Annotated in this window: 18 protein-coding genes; 5 read left to right on the top strand and 13 right to left on the bottom strand. The window is 73.5% G+C overall.

Translation table 11 applies throughout. The features are described from left to right. From ACBI99_RS10480 to ACBI99_RS10445, 8 genes are read right to left on the bottom strand one after another with little or no spacing between them, the layout of a single operon-like run. Nucleotides 1-678 (bottom strand): histidine phosphatase family protein, encoded by a 678-nt coding sequence (locus ACBI99_RS10480; RefSeq protein WP_219506647.1) that lies wholly within the window; start codon nucleotides 676-678, stop codon nucleotides 1-3. A gap of 9 nt (nucleotides 679-687) precedes the next feature. Beyond that, a complete protein-coding gene (locus ACBI99_RS10475; RefSeq protein ID WP_281427039.1) occupies nucleotides 688-822 on the bottom strand; it encodes a hypothetical protein in 135 nt (44 codons plus the stop codon). A gap of 43 nt (nucleotides 823-865) precedes the next feature. Further along, nucleotides 866-2,866 carry a PQQ-binding-like beta-propeller repeat protein gene (locus tag ACBI99_RS10470; RefSeq protein ID WP_375072185.1) on the bottom strand — a complete coding sequence of 667 codons (2,001 nt, stop codon included), beginning with the start codon at nucleotides 2,864-2,866 and terminating at the stop codon, nucleotides 866-868. Between the two features lie 43 nt (nucleotides 2,867-2,909). Beyond that, nucleotides 2,910-3,179: a hypothetical protein gene (locus ACBI99_RS10465; RefSeq protein ID WP_375072184.1), complete on the bottom strand. Its 270-nt coding sequence runs from the start codon at nucleotides 3,177-3,179 to the stop codon at nucleotides 2,910-2,912. Between the two features lie 32 nt (nucleotides 3,180-3,211). Further along, the gene (locus ACBI99_RS10460; protein WP_219506651.1) at nucleotides 3,212-4,366 is read right to left on the bottom strand and encodes a DegT/DnrJ/EryC1/StrS aminotransferase family protein; all 1,155 of its coding nucleotides are present in this window, start codon (nucleotides 4,364-4,366) and stop codon (nucleotides 3,212-3,214) included. Further along, nucleotides 4,363-5,082: an amidohydrolase family protein gene (locus ACBI99_RS10455; protein WP_357589457.1), complete on the bottom strand. Its 720-nt coding sequence runs from the start codon at nucleotides 5,080-5,082 to the stop codon at nucleotides 4,363-4,365. Before ACBI99_RS10455 ends, ACBI99_RS10460 begins: the two co-directional genes overlap by 4 nt. Continuing rightward, complete coding sequence (locus ACBI99_RS10450; RefSeq protein ID WP_375072183.1) at nucleotides 5,079-5,843, bottom strand: amidohydrolase family protein; 765 nt, start codon at nucleotides 5,841-5,843, stop codon at nucleotides 5,079-5,081. The genes ACBI99_RS10455 and ACBI99_RS10450 overlap by 4 nt, the downstream gene beginning before the upstream one ends. Before the next feature lie 10 nt (nucleotides 5,844-5,853). Further along, nucleotides 5,854-7,824, bottom strand: coding sequence for a PQQ-binding-like beta-propeller repeat protein (locus tag ACBI99_RS10445; protein ID WP_375072182.1), 1,971 nt, complete (start codon nucleotides 7,822-7,824; stop codon nucleotides 5,854-5,856). A gap of 86 nt (nucleotides 7,825-7,910) precedes the next feature. On the opposite strand from ACBI99_RS10445, the gene ACBI99_RS10440 reads away from it, so the two are divergent. The 5 genes from ACBI99_RS10440 to ACBI99_RS10420 are packed head-to-tail and all read left to right on the top strand — an operon-like array spanning nucleotide 7,911 to nucleotide 13,341. Beyond that, the gene (locus ACBI99_RS10440) at nucleotides 7,911-8,675 is read left to right on the top strand and encodes an amidohydrolase family protein (protein WP_357589463.1); all 765 of its coding nucleotides are present in this window, start codon (nucleotides 7,911-7,913) and stop codon (nucleotides 8,673-8,675) included. Then, a complete protein-coding gene (locus ACBI99_RS10435; protein ID WP_375072181.1) occupies nucleotides 8,672-9,382 on the top strand; it encodes an amidohydrolase family protein in 711 nt (236 codons plus the stop codon). Before ACBI99_RS10440 ends, ACBI99_RS10435 begins: the two co-directional genes overlap by 4 nt. A gap of 54 nt (nucleotides 9,383-9,436) precedes the next feature. Further along, nucleotides 9,437-11,386, top strand: coding sequence for a hypothetical protein (locus ACBI99_RS10430; RefSeq protein WP_357589467.1), 1,950 nt, complete (start codon nucleotides 9,437-9,439; stop codon nucleotides 11,384-11,386). A gap of 57 nt (nucleotides 11,387-11,443) precedes the next feature. Continuing rightward, complete coding sequence (locus ACBI99_RS10425) at nucleotides 11,444-12,307, top strand: NAD(P)-dependent oxidoreductase (protein WP_375072180.1); 864 nt, start codon at nucleotides 11,444-11,446, stop codon at nucleotides 12,305-12,307. 23 nt (nucleotides 12,308-12,330) lie between these two features. Further along, nucleotides 12,331-13,341: a S66 peptidase family protein gene (locus tag ACBI99_RS10420; RefSeq protein ID WP_375072179.1), complete on the top strand. Its 1,011-nt coding sequence runs from the start codon at nucleotides 12,331-12,333 to the stop codon at nucleotides 13,339-13,341. Here ACBI99_RS10420 and ACBI99_RS10415 read toward each other — a convergent pair. Genes ACBI99_RS10415 through ACBI99_RS10395 form a run of 5 tightly spaced genes read right to left on the bottom strand, consistent with a single transcriptional unit; the run spans nucleotide 13,322 to nucleotide 17,769 of the window. Beyond that, nucleotides 13,322-13,876, bottom strand: coding sequence for an NUDIX domain-containing protein (locus tag ACBI99_RS10415; protein WP_375072178.1), 555 nt, complete (start codon nucleotides 13,874-13,876; stop codon nucleotides 13,322-13,324). The two genes, ACBI99_RS10420 and ACBI99_RS10415, sit on opposite strands and share 20 nt — an antisense overlap. Continuing rightward, a complete protein-coding gene (locus ACBI99_RS10410; protein ID WP_357589469.1) occupies nucleotides 13,869-14,762 on the bottom strand; it encodes a dihydrodipicolinate synthase family protein in 894 nt (297 codons plus the stop codon). Before ACBI99_RS10410 ends, ACBI99_RS10415 begins: the two co-directional genes overlap by 8 nt. Before the next feature lie 10 nt (nucleotides 14,763-14,772). Further along, nucleotides 14,773-15,633 carry a carbohydrate ABC transporter permease gene (locus tag ACBI99_RS10405; RefSeq protein WP_308125814.1) on the bottom strand — a complete coding sequence of 287 codons (861 nt, stop codon included), beginning with the start codon at nucleotides 15,631-15,633 and terminating at the stop codon, nucleotides 14,773-14,775. After that, entirely contained in the window at nucleotides 15,630-16,496 is an 867-nt protein-coding gene (locus ACBI99_RS10400; RefSeq protein WP_219506669.1) for a carbohydrate ABC transporter permease, read from the bottom strand. Before ACBI99_RS10400 ends, ACBI99_RS10405 begins: the two co-directional genes overlap by 4 nt. Nucleotides 16,497-16,521: 25 nt before the next feature. After that, a complete protein-coding gene (locus tag ACBI99_RS10395; RefSeq protein WP_219506671.1) occupies nucleotides 16,522-17,769 on the bottom strand; it encodes a sugar ABC transporter substrate-binding protein in 1,248 nt (415 codons plus the stop codon). Between the last annotated feature and the right edge of the window lie 49 nt (nucleotides 17,770-17,818).

Below are 17,818 nucleotides of genomic sequence, written 5' to 3'. Positions count from 1 at the left end.
CTACAGGTGGCCCCCGGCGTTGAAGTCAAGCAGCGTCAGCCGGCCGCCGACCGTGTGCCAGGTGGAGACCGAGCCGTTGCGGATCGGCGTGAACGCGTCCAGCTCCGCCAGATCGGCGTCGGGCGCCTCGGCGATGACGTGGCGCAGCGCCAGCACCACCGCGTCGTGCGCCACGATCAGCACCCGCCGCCCGTCGGCCCGCCCGCGCAGGCCCGCCAGGAAGTCACGGACGCGGGCGGCCACGTCGCCGAACGACTCCCCGCCGGGCGGCCGGTAGCGGTATTCGCCCTCGGCCCGCAGCCGGGCCAGCTCCTCCGGGCGGCGCAGCGCGATCGCCGCCTCGTTGTAGCGGCCCAGCTCTCCCCTGCCGCGGTCGCGCAGCCGCTCGTCCACCGTCACCGGCGGATCGGCGCCCCACACCCGGCGCGCGATCGCCCAGGTGTCGAGCGCCCGCCGGAAGGGCGAGCAGCGGACCAGGTCGGGCGCCTCCTCCTCCGGCAGCGCGGCCAGCAGCGCGCCGAGCGCCGCGGCCTGCTCCCTGCCGAGCGGCGTCAGCGTGACCTCGTCGTCGCCCCGCCCGTAGACCAGCGGCTCGTCACCGGCCTCCCGGTAGGCCAGGTTGGCCTCGCTCTCGCCGTGCCGCACCGCGATGATCCGCGACGGTCCCGTGGCGTGCATCGCGCCCCCTCATTCCGTCCGGAAGTGCCGGCGCCGGGCCGCCGCCGGGTCGAGCCCGCCACGCCCCGGCTCGCCCGGGTGCGCGTCGGCGAGCAGCCGGCCGGCGGGCTCGGCCGGCGCGCTGTCGAAGGGGACGACGTCCAACGGCGGTCCTCCCGGCAGGCTGGGTCCGGGATCGATCCTAGGCTCAGGGCCGGTAGCGGAACAGCTTCGGACCCTCGGCGAAGTACACGTCTCCCGACCGGTGCACCGCCAGGTGGTGCACCGGCCCCTGCTTGATCACGGCCCGCGCCAGCGTCCTCGGGTCGAGGGTGAACGCCTCCTTGCCCGCGTGCGCCCCGTACAGGAGCCTGTCCGCGGCGTTGAAGGCGAGCTGGCCGCCGGAGCTGGAGCCGGCGGAGAGCGTGAGGCGGTCGACCACCTTGCGCGCGTGGACGTTCACGCCGAACACCTCGCCGCCCGCGATGCCCCACAGGCGGCCGCGGTCGTCGAAGGTCAGCGCCGGGATCGCGGGCTTGCCGGGGGCCGGGACGATCTCCCACAGCAGCTTGTCGTGCCTGACCGACCAGGCGAACAGCTTGGCCTCCGGCTGGGTGGGCTCGGTCGCCGACTGACCGCTGTAGATGGAGGTGCCGCCGTACAGGACGCCGTCGCGGTAGGCGAGCGAGACGATGCTCTGGTCCTTGACCACGTTGCGCTCGGCGTGCTTGAGCGCGCCGGTCTCCGGGTCCCACAGGGCCAGGACGCCGCCGAGGTGCCCCAGGTCGGGCATGGTGCCTGCGGCCAGGTACTTACCGGCGGAGGTCAGGGCGCGGGGCCTGATCTGCTTGTCGGCGGCGAAGTCGGCGAGCCTGGCCGGGTTCGGCGCCGGGCCGGGCTCGGGGCTGGGCGAGTACTCGGGGCTGTTCCAGGGCAGCGCCGGGTCGTAGGCGTAGAGGCGGGCGTCCGGGTAGGCGCCGACGTAGAGCTTGCCCCGGTGCGTGGCCAGCGCCTCGGTCTGGGAGAAGGTGTGGAACTCCTCCCTCTCGCCGGTGCCGGGGTCCAGGGCGGCGAAGCCGCCGTTGAGGAAGCCGCCGGTGTAGACGCGCCCGTCGGGGCCGTCGGCGATGGCGGTGACGTCGATCGGCTCGCCCTTGATCCCGGACTGGACGAACGACTTGGCCCCGGTCTGCGGGTTGTAGCGGAACATCATGCCGCGCCACAGCAGGCCCACCAGGCTCTTGCCCGGGTAGTCGGGCAGGCCCAGCTCGGCCCAGCCGATGCCGCGCGTGTTGGCCACCCGGCCGACGAACGGCATCCCCGTCGGCGTGACGGCCTTGGTGCGCGGGTCGTACCTGACCAGCTCGCCCGCCTTTACAAAGTAGACCCTGCCTTCGTCGTCGGGCGGCGACACGTCGAGGCCGTGGGCCGTCTCCAGCGCGTCCACCCAGGCGCCGGCCGCGATGTCCCACACGTGCAGCGGCGCCGGGAACGCGCTGCCGAGCCGGACGTACAGGTAGCCGGCCTCCACGTCGACGTCGTAGGCCCACCGGTCCGTCAGGTCGATGCCGGGCGGGGCCGGCAGCCGGCGGACCGCGCCGGAGGCGGCGTCGACCTCGAACAGGGCGGCCGGGTTCTCGGTGCCCGCGTAGATCTTGCCGTCGGCGTAGGAGACGCTGCGGACGTAGGAGTGGGACGGCGACAGCTTGCCGTAGTCGCGCACGCCGGTGGCCGGGTCGTAGGCGAACAGGCGTCCGCCCGGGTAGGTGCCGCCGTAGACGGTGGCGCCCTCGCCGGCGGCCACGGACCAGATGAAGTTCTCCGAGGCGATCGGGCGGCCCAGGTCGGTGACGCCGCCGCCGGGGGTCCAGCGGTAGAGGCGGCCGTCGCCGTAGGTGCCGGCGTAGACGCTGCCGTCGGGCGTGGCGTCCACCGCCCAGGCTCCGGCGGCGCCGGGCAGGTCGAGCCGGGTCACCTCGGCGCCGGTGGCGGGGTCGACGGCGTTGAGGTGGGCCGGGGCCCCGGAGGAGGCGGCCCAGAGCACGGGCGTGCCGCCGGGTCCGGGGGCGACGGTGCCGCCGAGGAGCAGCACGTCCTGCAGCGGCACCCCCAGGTCGGTGAGCCGGTCATCGGCGTGCGCGGGGGCGGCCGGCGCGGCCAGCACCACGGCGGCCACGGCGGCGGCGAACGCTCGCTTGATTAAGGTCATGACCGAAACCTAGGAAGGAACGGTTTTTCCGTCAATAGTCCGGTTACGGTTGGGGCCGAATATAGATCTCCTGGAGCTCCGGCACGGCCCGGCGGCGCCCGAGCGCGATCACCGCCACCAGCGCGCCGGCCGACACGCCGCCGCGAACGCCCCCGCGCCAGGTCGAGCGCCGTGCGCGGCCGCACGGGCCGAGCGCCGTGCGCGGCCGCGCGGGCCGGGAGCGGACCAGGTCGGCGACCTCCTCGCGCAGCGCGTCGCGGCCGTCCCCGGTGATCCGGTACGGCTTGCGGCGCCCGGCGGAGGCGACCGCCACATCCGTGAAGCGGCCGAGCTCCTGCGGCGGATCTAGGCCGACAGCACCTTGGCCAGCGCCTCGGCGATGTCGGAGGCGCGGGCCGGATCGTCCATGAGCATCGACTGGCGCACCCACACCACGTCGCGGGCGGCCTGCTCGGCGGCCGGGCAGGGCTCGGCGCGCGCCCCCTCGGCGGTGAGCGCGTCCATGCCGCCCAGCGGCGGGTAGCCGGCGTCCAGCGGCACCCCTTCGGCGGCCATGGCGGCCAGCAGGAAGTCCCGGTCCACCGGGGCCTCGACGCGCAGCATGAGCAGGTGCCGCGAGTCGCGCGTGGTCCCCTCCGGCGCGGGCACGGCGCTCACCGGCAGGTGCGCCAGCTCGGCCGTGAGCGCCGCGCAGAACGCGTCGCGGCGGGCCAGCTCGCCGTCGAGGCGGTCCAGCCACGGCAGCAGGAGCGCGGCCTGGATCTCGGTGAGCCGCAGGTTCCAGCCCACCGACGGGTGGCCGTACCACTGGCCGCCGAGCCGGCGGCCGACGTTGCACACCGACCAGACGGCCTCGTACGCGCTCTCGTCCCGGCAGACGATCATCCCGCCCTCCCCCGCGGTCATCGCCTTGCTGGACTGGAAGCTGAAGACGCCGGCGTCGCCGAGCCCGCCGACCGGGCGGCCACGGTAGGCGGCGCCGTGGGCCTGGGCGGCGTCCTCGACGACCGCGAGGCCGTGGCGGGCGGCCACGGCGGCGAGCTCGTCCATGGCGGCGGGGCTGCCGGCCAGGTGGACGGGCATGACGGCGGCGGTGCGCGGCGTGACGGCCCCGGCCACGGCGCGCGGGCACAGGTGCAGGTGCTCCGGGTCGACGTCCGCGATCACCGGGACGGCGCCCGCGAGCAGCACCGCCGTGGCCGAGGCGACGAACGTGTAGGCGGGCACGATCACCTCGTCGCCCCGGCCCACGCCCAGGCCCTTGAGCGCGGCGAACAGGCCCAGCGTCGCGTTGCCGACGGCGACCCCGTACGGAACGCGGGCGGCGCGGGCGAACGCGGCGGTGAGGTCGGCGACGAGGGAGCCGCCCTGGGTGGCGCCCCACAGGCCGCTGTCCAGCACGCCGGTCACGAGCTCGCGCTGGGCGGCGTCGAGGGGCGGCGGCCAGGCGGGCCACGGGGTGGCGCGCACGGGGGTGCCGCCGTGCAGGGCGAGTGTCATGGGAGTCCCTTCCCGAGCAGGCGGGCCAGGTTGCCGCCCTGGACGAGGGCGCGGTCGGCGTCGGACAGCGGGGCGAGCGCCAGGCGGCCGAAGCCGAGGCGCATGTCGAGAAAGCAGGCATCGGTGCCGAACACGACACGTCCGGCCCCGGCCAGCTCCACCAGGCGGGCGATCCAGCGGCCGGTCGACTTGGAGCCGCACACCTCCAGGTGGACGCTGGGGTGGTCCGCCACCAGGCGGGCGGCGCGGGCGAAGCCGTTCGGCCACAGCCCGGTGTGGCCCATGAGGAGCGGCACGTCCGGGTGCCGGGCGGCGACGGTGGCGAACTGGGCGGGGTCGCTCCACGGCGAGTCGGTCTGGCCGTGGGCGAGCACCGGCAGGCCGAGCCGCCAGACGGGCTCGTAGCGGGGGTCGTCGAGGCGGCACTGGTGGACGTCGGGGTGCAGCTTGACGCCCCACACGCCGTCGGTGACCAGCGGGGTGCGGTGGTGGGGGTTGTAGACCTGCCAGACGCCGAACCGGCCGGGGTGGCGGGCGGCGACCTCCTGGGCGAGCCGGTTGCCGCGTTCGGCGTCGGGGCCGACGGCGAGCAGGTGGCTGATGCCCACGGCGGTGACGCCGAGCCGGTCCATGGTGGCGACCAGGCCCTCGGCGGTGGGGTCGGGGATGAGGAAGTCGGGCCAGGTGCCGACGTGGCCGTGCGCGTCGAGGATCATCGGCGGTCTCCGAGCAGCGCGGCGAGGGACCCGGCGGCGATCAGGTCGGTCTCGTGCGGCGTGAGGTCGAGGTGGTCGAGCAGGAAGCGCGGGCCGCAGTCGTCGGCGACCGGGGCGCCGGTGCCGAACACCAGCCGCTCGGCGCCGAACCGTTCGGCCAGCCATTCCACGCCGCCCTGGGTGTTGACGGTGCCGATCTCCACCCAGACGTCCGGCGCCTCGGCCATGAGCTCGGCCAGCGCGCGCAGGCGGCGGTAGCCGGGGTTCAGCACGAGGATCCGCTGGCCGGGCAGCCGGTCGGCGAGGGTGCGGAGCTGGGCGGGGCTGGTCTCGTCGAGGTCGACGGCGACGACGGGCGGCCGTCCCGGCCCGGCGTCACTCCCCGTATCGCCGTCGCGGAGAGCGCCGTCGCGGAGGGCGGCGAGCCAGCGGAGCGCGATCGGGCCGGTGAGGTCGAACCGGTGCCGTTCGGGGCAGAGCCGCACCATGCGCGCCCCCCACGCCCGCACGGCGGCGGGCGTGGCGGGGGTGCACGCCCCCGGCACGGCCGGCACCACGACGGGCACCGGTTCGAGCCGGGGGTCCGACAGCGCGAAGAGGGCGTCGTTGCCCGCCTCGGCGTCGGAGTAGAGGCTGAGGGTGTGGGTCACGAGGGCCCGGTCGATGCCCAGGCGGTCCAGGTCGGGCCGCGGGTCCACCGGCAGGTCGTCGAACGGCACGGGACCGGCCAGCCGGTGGGCGTCCACGATCAATTTCGGCACAGACCGAAACCTACGACGTGCCGGCGGGGAGCGTCAAGGGCGGGCAGCGCGGGTCGAGCCGGACGCGGGCCAGGTCACGCCCCACGATCGCCCAGGCGTTCCAGGAGCCGGGCTCGAAGTGGAGCTGCGGATTGGTGTGCCACTCGTCGCCCAGCCCGGTGGCCAGCAGCGTGGCCCCGCGCCCGGCGTCGAGCTCGTAGGCGTTGCCGCCGCCCCGGAAGACCGAGGCGAACAGGCGGCCCCGGTGCGTGGTCAGCTCACCGTAGCCGGAGATCGTGCCCTGCCGCACGACCTGCCGCGTCTCGGGGTCCATCGCCATCCAGGCGCCCGACTCGCGCTTGAACGACGCGTACAGCAGGCCCTTGTGCAGCTTGACGTCCTGGAAGGTGCGGTGGCCCGGCATCGGGTCGGCCCGCCAGAGGACGGTGCGGCGGGCCAGGTCGAAGGCGGCGACGGAGGCGGTCGGCGTGCTGGTGCCGAACACGTCGCCGGCCAGGTAGACGACGCCCCGCTCCTCGTCGAGGGCCAGGCTCATGAGGTTCTGGCCGGGGATGACGCCGGCGTACACGTCCTTGGCGCCGGTCCGCGGGTCGACGACCGACAGCGCGCCGGGGACGCTCGCCGACAGCGACGAGGTGGCGACCAGGAGCTTGCCGGTGCGCGGGTCGTACTCGATGTCCCAGGGCCGCTTCTGGTCGTGGCCGAGGTAGCCGAGGCTGCGGACCTCGTCGGTGCGCACGTCGACGGAGACGATCTCGCCGGTGGGGTACATGGCGGCGTAGACCTTGTCCCCCGCCCTGACCATGGCCTTGGGCTCGCCGGGGACCCGGATCCGGCGCTGCTCGCCGGTGCGCAGGTCGCGGATGTCGAGGGCGAAGTGGCCACCGGCGTAGACGGCGCGGCCGGGGACGAGCACCATGCTCTGGGTGCGCTCGGCGCCGGCCGGCATGCCCGCGTCGATGAGGTCGGTGAACTCGGCCGCGCCGGTGCCGCCGTCCAGCGCCCACAGGCCGCCGCTGCCGGCGAACGACAGCACCGCGTTCTCGCCGGTCACGTGGAGCAGGCGGGTCTCGTCGCCGTAGGAGGGCGGGGCGGCGACCCGGGTGAGCGCGCTGTCGCCGGTGCGGTAGCGGTGGACGGCGCCGTCGGGGCGGGAGGCGGCGTAGACGGAGCCGTCGGCGGCCGGGGTGAGCGCGTCGAGCAGCCCGGTCTCGACGGTGACCCGCCGCAGGTCGGTGCCGTCCTTGCGGACGTCGATCAGCTCGGGCCCGGCGGCGGCCACCACGCGGTCGCCGTTGAGGGTGACGACGCCGAACGCGGCGCCGGCCTCGGCGAGCCGGGTGACCTCGCCGCTGACGCGGTCGACCCGCACGAGCAGCTTCTTCTCCAGCAGGCCCGCGTAGACGTAGCGGTCGTCGGCGGCCACGGCGCGCACGTAGTGCTCGCCCTGGGCCAGCACGCCGTAGCGGCGGACGGCGCCGGTGCCGGGGACGTACTCCCACACCCGCCCGTCGGAGGAGGTGCCGGCGTACAGCGTGCCGTCGGGGGCCGCGGCCAGGCTCCACACGAAGCCGCCGACCTTGCCGAAGGAGTGCAGGTGGGCCACCTCGCCGGTGGCGATGTCGAAGCTGTAGAGGTCGGGGACGGGGTAGGTGCCGACGTAGACCTTGCCGCCGGACACGGCGACGGCCCAGCCGCCCTCGGGCTCGCCGTCGGCGGGGCCGTCGGGCAGCGTGGCGCTCCTGACGACCTTGCGGGTGGCCAGGTCGATCTCGGCGATCACGGGCGGCTTGGGGCCGCGGCTGACGACGTAGGCGCGGCCCTCGTGCACGGCGGCGCCGACGATGGCGGCGGTGACGGAGGCCGGGCCGTAGGTGGTGACGGCGGGGTCGCCGCAGCGGGAGGGGGCGGCGGATGCGGCCCCGGGAGAGACGAGCGCGGGTAACAGGCCCGCCACCACGACGAGCAGGGATCGGAGCACGCCGGCCACCTCACGTTCATTTGTGCCTGATTTTGGCCCAGACCGTAACTATATGAGCGCGGTTAGTCAATGGCATGATGACGCGCATGACGATTGAGGAACAGCCCGCAATACCGTTCGACGCCTGGAGCCTGATCGGCGGCCTGGAGGTGACGCTCGACGTGGACGTGCTCGTCGGGGCCTTCCCCGACCGCGACGGCCCGCCCGGCACGCCGGAGTCGGTGGGCGGGCTCCTGGCCGGCCACCGCACCCGCGCCGGCGCGGTCGCGAGCCTGCGGGCCGCCCTGTTCGACGTACGGCAGGGCAACGACGAGGTGCTGGCCCTGGCCGCCGAGTCACGGTGGCTGCCCGTGGGCGCCGTGGACCTGCGTGACGCGCTCGGCGCCGGGCGCGAGCTCGACCGGCTGGCCGGGGCCGGGGTGCGGGCGGTGCGGCTGTTCCCGGACGAGCAGGGCGTGGACGCGTCGTTCCCGTCGGTGCGCCACGTCGCCCGCCGGGCGGCGGAGCTCGGGCTGGTGGTGCTGACCGGCGGCGACGTGCGCCGCTTCTGGCAGCCGTTCGCCGGGATCGGCGCCCGGGTCGTCTTCCTCGACACGCACTTCTACCATCTGGGCGACTTCCTGGTGGCCGCGCTGGAGGAGCCCGGGTTCCACACCTCGACGCGGCTGCTCAACTCCCCCGACGCGCTGGAGACCGTCGCCGCCGAGCTGGGCGTGGAGCGGCTGCTGCACGGCACCCGCGCGCCGCACTACGAGCCGATCGTGCCGCTGCTCAGGCTGGCGACGAGCGGGCTGGACCCGGCCCAGGTCGAGGCCGTGGCCGGAGGCAACGCGAGGAGGCTGCTGGCATGATCATCGACGTGCACGCGCACTGGGGGCCGTGGTTCTTCACCATGGACGTGGCCGGGGCGAGCCTGGCCACCATGGACCGCTACGGCATCGGCAAGGCGATCGTGTCGGCCACCGAGGCGGTCATCTACGACGCGCAGGCGGGCAACCGGGCGCTGGCGAAGGTGCTGGAGGGGCAGGACCGGCTCCTCGGGTACGTCACAATCAACCCGCGGCGGCTGCGCGAGGCGGCGGAGGACCTGCGGGACCTGACCGGGCCGTGGGTCGGCGTCAAGATCCACACGGACTACACGGGCTCGCCGGTGACCTCACCGCGGATGCGGGCCGCGCTGGAGCTGGCCGCCGAGGCGGGGCTGCCGGCGCTCGTGCACACGTGGGGGCCCTCGGTGCTCGACCTGGCCCAGGTGTGCCTGGACGTCCCGGGCCTGCGGGTCATCGCCGGGCACATGGGCGCCGACGGCCACCGCTACGCGATCGAGGCGGCGCGCGGCTGCGACCGGCTCTACCTGGAGCCGTGCTGGTCGCACGCCCCGGCGGGCCGGATCGCCGAGGTGGTGGCGGCGGTGGACGACCGGCAGCTGCTGTTCGGCACGGACGCCACGCTGATCGACCCGTCCTCGGCGTTCGGCGCGGTCGCGGCGGCGGGGCTCACGGGCCTGACGGCCGAGCGGGTCGCGTGGCGCAACGCGGCGGAGCTGTTCTCGATCTAGACATTACGGACCAGCCCGTTATAGCGTGCGGCCAAACCTTCCCAGGAGCCGCACATGATCCCCCGCCGTCGTTTCCTGCAGGTGGCCGCCGCGTCCACGGCGGCCGCCGCGCTGCCCGCCCTGACGCCAGCGACCGCCGCCCACGCCGCCGCACCCCCCGAAGGAACCCTCACCGACCTGGGCCCCGCCAGCGTCGCCAGCCCGCTGGGCAACGCCGAGATCGTCGGCGGCGTGCTCTACGCCGGCTCGCGCGGCCTGTCACCCAACGTGGTCGGCGCCTACGACCTCGCCCAGGATTCGGTCACCGCCCATTTCGACATCCCCACCGGCATCGGCGTCTGGGCGATGTGCCGGGTCGGCACCGACGTGTACGTGGGCACCCATTCCAGGTCCGACCTCTACAAGCTCGACACCGTCGCGGGCACCGTCACCAAGGTCGCCTCCTACCCGGACCACTTCATCTGGACCCTGGCCGCCTCCCCCGACGGCAAGGTCTACCTGGGCACCTCCGAGCCGGGCAAGGTCAAGGAGTACGACCCGGCCACCGGCGCCGGCCGCGACCTGGGCGAGGCGGCCCCCGGCGAGGCGTACGTGCGCGGCATCCAGGCCGACGAGACTCACGTCTACGCGGGCGTCGGCGCCAACGCCCACCTGATCGCGATCGACCGGGCCACCGGGGAGCGGCGCGACCTGCTGCCGCCCGAGCTGGCCGACCGCGACTGGGTGTCGAGCCTGAGCGTCTCCGCCACCCACATCGCCGGCGGCATGAACTCGCTCGCCGAGCTGGTCATCCTGAACAAGGCGGACCCGTCCGACTACAAGGTCGTCAAGGCCACCGCCCCGGGCGAGAAGTACATCGTCTCGGTGCTGATCCACGACGGCTACGCCTACTTCGCCGGCCGCCCCACCGGCACCTTCTACCGGGCCCGGCTCGACACCGGCGAGCTGGAGGTGCTGGGCGTGCCGTACTTCGAGGCCGCCACCCACCGCATCCTGGCCCACGAGGGCCGCGTGTACGGCGTCCAGGACAACGCGGTGTTCGTCTACGACCCGGCGACGGGCTCGCTGGACTACCGCAACCTGGTGCAGCGCGGCTTCCGGGCCGCCGCCGAGGAGCCGATGTCGGTCCACTCCGACGGCGAGCGCGTCTACGTGGGCGGCAAGAGCGGCGCCGACATCCACGACCTGGCCACCGGCGAGACCACCCGGCTGGCCATCCCCGGCGAACCCAAGACCATGATCACCGTCCACGGCACCACCTACATCGGCGTCTACACCCAGGCCGCGCTCTACTCCCACCGGGCCGGCGACGCCGAGGCGACCCTGCTGGCGCGCACCGGCAACCAGCAGGACCGCCCGCGCGACCTGGCCTGGGACGCCAGGACCGGCCTGCTCGTCATGCCGACCCAGCCGGAGCCCGGCCACATGAACGGCGCCCTGTCCTTCTACGCCCCGCGCACCGGCGCGTACGCGACGCAGCGGCCCGCCGTCGAGCGCCAGACCGTCTACTCGGTCGTCACCCGGCGCGGCACCGCCTACCTCGGCACGCTCACCCAGGAGGGGCTGGGCCTGCCGCCGGTCACGACCACCGCCCGCCTGGCCGCCTACGACCTGGCGGCGCGCGAGCTGCTGTGGGAGGCCGAGCCCGTCCCGGGCGCCCGCTACATCTCCGCGCTCGCGCTCGGCCCCCGCCACCTGTACGGGATGACGAACACGGGCGTCGTCTTCGAGTGGGACCTGCGCGCCCGGAAGGTCACCCGGACGCTCAAGACCGGCTCGAAGGGCGGCGACCTGCACGTGGTGGGCCGGGTGGCGTACTGCACCGACGGCGACAAGGTCTACAAGGTCGACCTGCGCGCCTTCACCGCGAAGCCGATCGTGGAGGGGCTGGCGGGGCAGTGGTTCGGCGGCGAGCCCAAGCTGGCGCTCGACCCGTCCCGGCTCGCCCTGTACGGGGTCAAGGGCCGCAACCTGGTGCGGATCGCCATCGACGGCAGCCGCTGACCAGCGCCGTTCCGGGCCCGGTTACCGTAGAGGTGAAGTCGTGATCTGGGGGAGAACATGACCGGCGTCGCAGTGCTCGGAACGGGGATCATGGGTGCGCCCATGGCGGCCAACCTGCTCGCGGTGGGCCTGCCCGTCCGCGTGTGGAACCGCACGCGGGAGAAGGCGCAGCCGCTGGAGGCGGCGGGCGCGGTGGTCGCGGGCACGCCGGCCGAGGCCGTGGACGGCGCCGACGTCGTGATCACGATGCTGAGCGACGCCGGAGCCGTCCACGACGCCGTGTCCGCCGCCGCCCCCGGGCTGCGCGCCGGGCAGGTGTGGGCGCAGATGAGCACGGTCGGCGTCGGCGGCGTGGCCCGGCTGGCGGAGCTGGCCGCGGCACACGGGCTGACGTTCGTCGACGCGCCCGTGCAGGGCACCAAGCAGCCGGCCGAGCAGGGCACGCTGATCATCCTGGCCGCCGGGCCGGGACAGGCCAGGCAGGCGCTCGAACCGGTCTTCGCCGCCCTCGGGCAGCGCACGCTCTGGCTGGACGAGGACGGCGCCTCCGGGGCCGGGTCGCGGCTGAAGATGGCCACGGTGAGCTTCGGCATCTCGCTGACGGCCGTCGTCGCCGAGTCGCTGGCCCTGGCCCGGGGCCTCGGCGTGGACCCCGAGCTGGTCCGCGAGGTGATCGTGGGCGGGCCGATGGACAGCGCCTACTTCCAGGTCAAGTCGCGGGCGATCCTCGACGGCTCCTTCGAGCCGAGCTTCACCGTGCGCAACGCCGAGAAGGACACCGGCCTGATCGTCGAGGCGGGCCGGGAGGCCGGCGTCCGGCTGGACGTGGTGGCCGCCGCCCGCGAGCGTTTCCGCCGCGCCGACGCCCAGGGCCACGGCGACGAGGACATGTCCGCCACATATTTCGCTAGTTTCGACTGATGCGTACGTGCTAGTTAACGGAGATGCGATATCCGTCTCCCCTGCGGCCCGGTGACCGGGTCGGGGTCACCTCACCGTCCAGCGGCGTCGACAAGAGCCTGAACGACCGCCTCCAGGTCGCGATCCACGCCGTCGAGGCGCGCGGCTACGAGGTGGTCGTCGGCGCCTGCATGGACGGCTCCGGTCACGTCAGCGCGCCCGCCCCCGAGCGGGCCCGCGAGCTGACGGACATGCTCACCGACCCGTCGATCAGGGCGATCGTGCCGCCGTGGGGCGGCGACACCTGCATCGACCTGCTGCCGCTGCTCGACTGGGACGCGCTGCGCCAGGCCGAGCCGACCTGGCTGGTGGGCTACTCCGACAACACCACGATCCTGACCCCGCTGACGCTGCTGACCGGCGTCGCGACCGTCCACGGCAACAACCTGATGGACACCCCCTACCGGGTGCCCGACGGGCTGGCGAGCTGGCTGGACATCGTGGCGATGCCGCCCGGCGCGACGTTCACGCAGACCCCGCCGGGCCGCTACCGGGCGCAGGGCTTCGACGACTGGCAGAACGCGCCCGGCTCCGACGAGTTCACCCTCGACACGCCCGGCCGGTGGACCCGGCTGGACGGCGACGGCGACGTCCGGGCGGAGGGACGGCTGATCGGCGGCTGCGTCGAGATGCTCTGCAACCTCGCCGGGACGCCCTACCTCGACACCGCGCCGCTGGCCGGCGACGGGCTGATCGTGTACGTGGAGGCGTGCGAGCACGACGCGGGCACCATCTGCCGCAACCTGCACGGGATGCGGCTGGCCGGCTTCTTCGACGGCGCCACCGCGATCCTCGTCGGCCGCACCCGCGCTCCCGGGCTGCGCACGCTCACCCAGCACGAGGCGGTGCTCGACGCGCTCGGCGGGCTCGGCGTGCCCATCGTGGCCGACGTCGAGTGCGGCCACGTGCCGCCGTACCTGCCGCTGGTCAACGGCGCGCGGGCGGTCGTCACCCACACCGCCGAGCGCGACGAGGTCACCCAGTCCCTGGTGTGAGCCCCATCCTCAGCAGGGTGTAGGCGGCGACCGAGCTGGAGTCGCTGATCTCGCCGGCGCGGATCATCCGCTCGAACTCGGCGCGGCTCACCCACCGGTGCAGCATGTCCTGCTCGGTGTGCTCCCGGTTGGCCGGGCCGCGTTGCAGCTCCGTGGCGAGGTAGACGTACAGCTGCTGGTTGACCAGGCCGTGGGCGTTGTCGAGCGCGCCGAGGAGGGTCCAGCTCGCGGCGCGCAGCCCGGTCTCCTCCGCCAGCTCGATCCTGGCCTCCTCCTCCCGGCTGGCTGCCGTCGCCGTGCCCTGGGGGAAGCTCCAGGAGCGGCGGCGCATCGGGTAGCGGTACTCCTCGACCAGGTGGAACCCGTCGTCCTCCATCGGGACGACCAGCACGAAGTCGGGCTTGTCGACGTAGGCGTACATGCCCCGGGTGCCGTCGGGGCGCTCGACCTGGTCCTCGCGGACCGTCATCCACGGGTTGTCGTAGACGACCTTGCTGGACAGCTGCCGGATCGTGTCCGGCCGGGGGTCAGGCACGGCCGGCCGCCAGGGCGTCCAGCACGGCGGCGCGTTCGCCGCCGGGCAGCGGCGGGCCGTAGGGGTCGGCGGCGTGGGCGGCGGGGATGCGGCCCTCGGCGGCGGCCAGCCAGAGCATACGCTGCACGTAGCCCTCCATCGGGGCGGTGAACGTGGCCGCCGCCAGCCGGTCGAGGCGGGCGGACGCCTCGTGGAAGGCGCGCAGGTCGGTGCCCTCGAACGCGCGCAGGACGGCGGCGGTCAGGCCGACGTGGGCGGCGGCGATGCCGACCAGGGCCGCCTGGGCGCCCCACAGGAGCGAGGGGCCGAACATGCGATCCTCGCCGGTGATCGCAAGCCGGTCGGCGTCCCTGGTGAGCGCGATGGCGAGCTGGCAGCCCATGGCGTCGGACAGCAGGGCCGTCTTGAGCCCCGCCACGCCCGGGTGGGCGAGCAGGTCGCGCAGCGTCTCGGGCGGGCAGGGGCGGGTGTAGAGGTCGAAGGCGATCATGGGCAGCCGGGCCGCCCGCCAGACGTGCTCGTGCCGGGCGAGCCGGTCCCCCTCCTCGGGGAACACCAGCACGCCGGCCGCGCCCAGCGCCGCCGCGACGCGCGCCTGCTCCCCCGGGTCGTCGCGCGCCGGCCCGCCGCCCACGCCGACCAGGACGGGGACGCCGGTGGCGACCGCGCGTTCGATCACGGTGGCGCGGGTGGCCGGGGGGAGGTACGGGCCGCGGCCCGTGTGGGCGAGGACCGCCAGGGCCCCCGCGCCGTCCTCGACCAGGCCCGCCAGGTAGCGGGTCACGACGTCCGGGTCCACCTCGCCGGTCGCCGTCATGGGGGTGGCCGCGGCGGCGATGAGGGTGCCGTGGAGCCGATCCCGAAGCGCTTGTGCCGTTTCATCCACGGAAGGGAGCCTATTTGAATCCGGTCATCGCGATGCTGTTCACCAGGTACCGCTGCAACAGGAAGAACACCAGCAGGCACGGGATCACCGAGATCGTCGCCGACGACATGAGCATCGTCAGCTGCATCTCCTCGGTCCGCAGCCCCGCCAGGCCGACGGTCAGCGTCCGGGTGGCGTCGCTCTGGCCGACGACCAGCGGCCACAGGAAGTCGTTCCAGTGCCACAGGAACACGAACACGCCCAACGTGGCCATGATCGGCTTGGTCAGCGGCACCACGATCGTCAGGTAGACGCGCAGCTCGGAGGCGCCGTCGACCTTGGCGGCGTCGAACAGCTCGTCCGGCAGCCCCATGATGAACTGCCGCATGAGGAAGACGGCCTGGGAGTTGGCCAGCGTCGGGACGATCAGCCCCCAGAACGTGTCGACCCCGTCCAGGCTGTTGACCAGCACGAACGTGGGGATGAGCGTCGCCTGGAACGGCACCATCATCGTCGCCAGGAACGTCCAGAACATCGCGTCGCGGCCCGGGAAGCGCTTCTTGGCGAACGCGTAGCCGGCCATCGACGCGGTGAGCAGGATGATCACGACCGACACGACGGAGTAGACGATCGAGTTGACCGTCCACTCCACGAACCCGGACGCCGACAGCACCGCGGTCAGGTTGTCCAGCGTCAGCGACTCGGGCCACTGGGCGGGCAGCGTGGGCCGCCCGGCCGGCGACAGCGCGACGACGAACATGGCCAGGAACGGCGCGACCGTCAGCAGCGACAGCACGGCCAGCAGGGCGGCGAGCGGCCACCTCGCCCGGCGCCTGGGCGGCCGTCCGGCGGCCCGTTCGCGGGTGAGCGGCCTGGTGGCGGTGATGGTCACGTGTTCCCCCGGTCCAGGAAGCGGCGCTGGATCAGCGACACGACCAGCACGATCGCGAACAGCACCACGCCCCACGTGGCCGCGTACCCGAAGTCGAAGAAGCGGAAGCCGTGGTCGTAGATGCCGTAGATGAGCGTGTAGCTGGCCCGCGCCGGGCCGCCGCCGGTCATCACGTAGATGGTGTCGAACACCTGGAAGGCGCTGATCGTCTCGATGATCAGGACGAAGAAGAGCGTCGGCTTGAGCAGCGGCAGCGTGATGCGGCGGAACTTCTGCCAGGAGCCCGCCCCGTCGACGGTGGCCGCCTCCAGGTAGCTGGCCGGGATGGACTTGAGCCCGGCCAGCAGGATCAGCATCGAGTAGCCGAACCCCTTCCACACCGACACGACGGCCAGCGCGGGCAGCACCAGCGACGCCTCCTCCAGGAAGGCCACCGGGCCGAGGTCCAGCTTGCCGATCAGGCCGTTGATCAGCCCGTCGAACTCGTAGATCCAGCGCCACAGCACGCCCGCGAGCACGAAGCTGGTCACGTACGGCAGGAAGAGCATGCCGCGGAACAGGCCGCGCATGAACACCACCCGGTTGAGCAGCAACGCCGTGCCGAGCGCCACCACGAGGGTGAGCGGCACGTAGACGGCCGCGTACACGAGCGTGACCCGCAGACTGCGCCAGAAGTTGACGTCCTCGAACAGCCTGGCGTAGTTGTCCGCGCCGATGAGACTCCAGTCGCCGCTGACGTTCCAGTTCGTCAGGCTCATGCCCACGGCCCCGAGCGAGGGGAAGATCCGGAAGATCAGGAAGAGCACCAGCACGGGCAGGACGAACAGCAGTCCGGTGACCGGGTCACGCAAGCGATGTCGCACGGCGTTCCTTTCTCGTTCAGCCGCTTCAGCCGCCGCTGCTCAGCAGCGCGTCGGCTTCCTCGGCGGCCTTGTCCAGTGCCGTCTTGGCGTCCTCCTGGCCGAGCAGCGCGGCCTGGATGTGCGGCGCGATGAGGCCCATGACCTGGCGGGCCTGCGGGTGGGTGTCGCCGGGGAAGGCGTACTCCAGGGACTTGGCGAACTCCTTGGCCGACTCCGACTGGCCGGGCACGGTGACGTCGGTGCGGGCGGGGAAGAAGCCCGACTCCTTGGCCAGCTCGGCGGCGACCTCGGGCGAGGCCAGGTAGCCGGCGAGCTTCTTGGCGGCGTCCTTGTTCTCGGCGTGCTTGGCGAGCACGACGCCGCCGGGGATGCCGAAGGCGACCCGCTTGCTGCCTTCCAAGGGCAGGCCGATGCCGACGTTCTCCTCGCCGATGGCGGTGCCGAGCTGGACGGCCTGCAGCGCGGTGGCCGCGTGGTACATGGCGGACTTGCCGGACGCCAGCGCGCCGCCCTCGATGTCGTTGCCCTTGCTGGCGGCGTTCTCCGGCAGGCCGCCGGCGGCCTTGAGGTCGAGCAGGAGCTGCAGGCTCGCCACGCCCTCCGGGCCGTTGAAGGCGACGCTCTTGCCGTCGGCGGCGAAGACGGTGCCGCCGTTGGCCCACAGGATGGGGTAGAAGCTCTGGTTCAGGCTGACCTCGGGCTTGCCGGGGTAGTCGAGGACGGCGACCTTCTTGGCGGCCAGCTTGGGCGCGGCGGCCTTGAGCTCGTCCAGCGTCTCGGGGACCTTCTCGACGCCCGCCTCGGCGAACAGCTTCTTGTTGTAGATGGGCGCGGTGATCGTCTGGTAGATCGGGACGCCGTAGAGCTTGCCGTCGACGGTCAGGGCGCTGAGCGAGTTGGGCAGGTAGGCGGCCTTGTCGGCGGCCACCACGTCGTCGACGGGCTCGATGGTGCCCTGCTGGGCGTACTGCGGGATCTGGTCGGGTCCGAGGACGACCAGGTCGAAGCCCTTCTTGGAGACGAGAGCGGTGGTGACCTTCTCCTGGCGGCCCTCCCACGGCTGCTGGTCGACGGTGACGTCGATCGCCGGGTTCTTCGCCTCGAAGTCCTTCTCGACCTTCGCCCAGAACGCCTGGCTCTTGGCCTGGTCGCCGATGACGGGGTACATCCAGAGGGTCACCGTGCTCTTGTCCGACCCGTCGGACGACGATCCGCACCCGGCGGCGGCGACGCTCAGCGCGAGCGCGACGCCCAGGGCCGTTGTCTTCCTCATCGGCGGCATCCTTTCGTTAATACCGGTCCTGACCGAAACCTAGTAACGC

Source organism: Nonomuraea sp. ATR24 (assembly GCF_041950485.1).
Taxonomy (GTDB): domain Bacteria; phylum Actinomycetota; class Actinomycetes; order Streptosporangiales; family Streptosporangiaceae; genus Nonomuraea; species Nonomuraea ceibae.
Note: the sequence above shows the minus strand (reverse complement) of the source record. Positions and strands in the feature narration are given on the sequence as shown.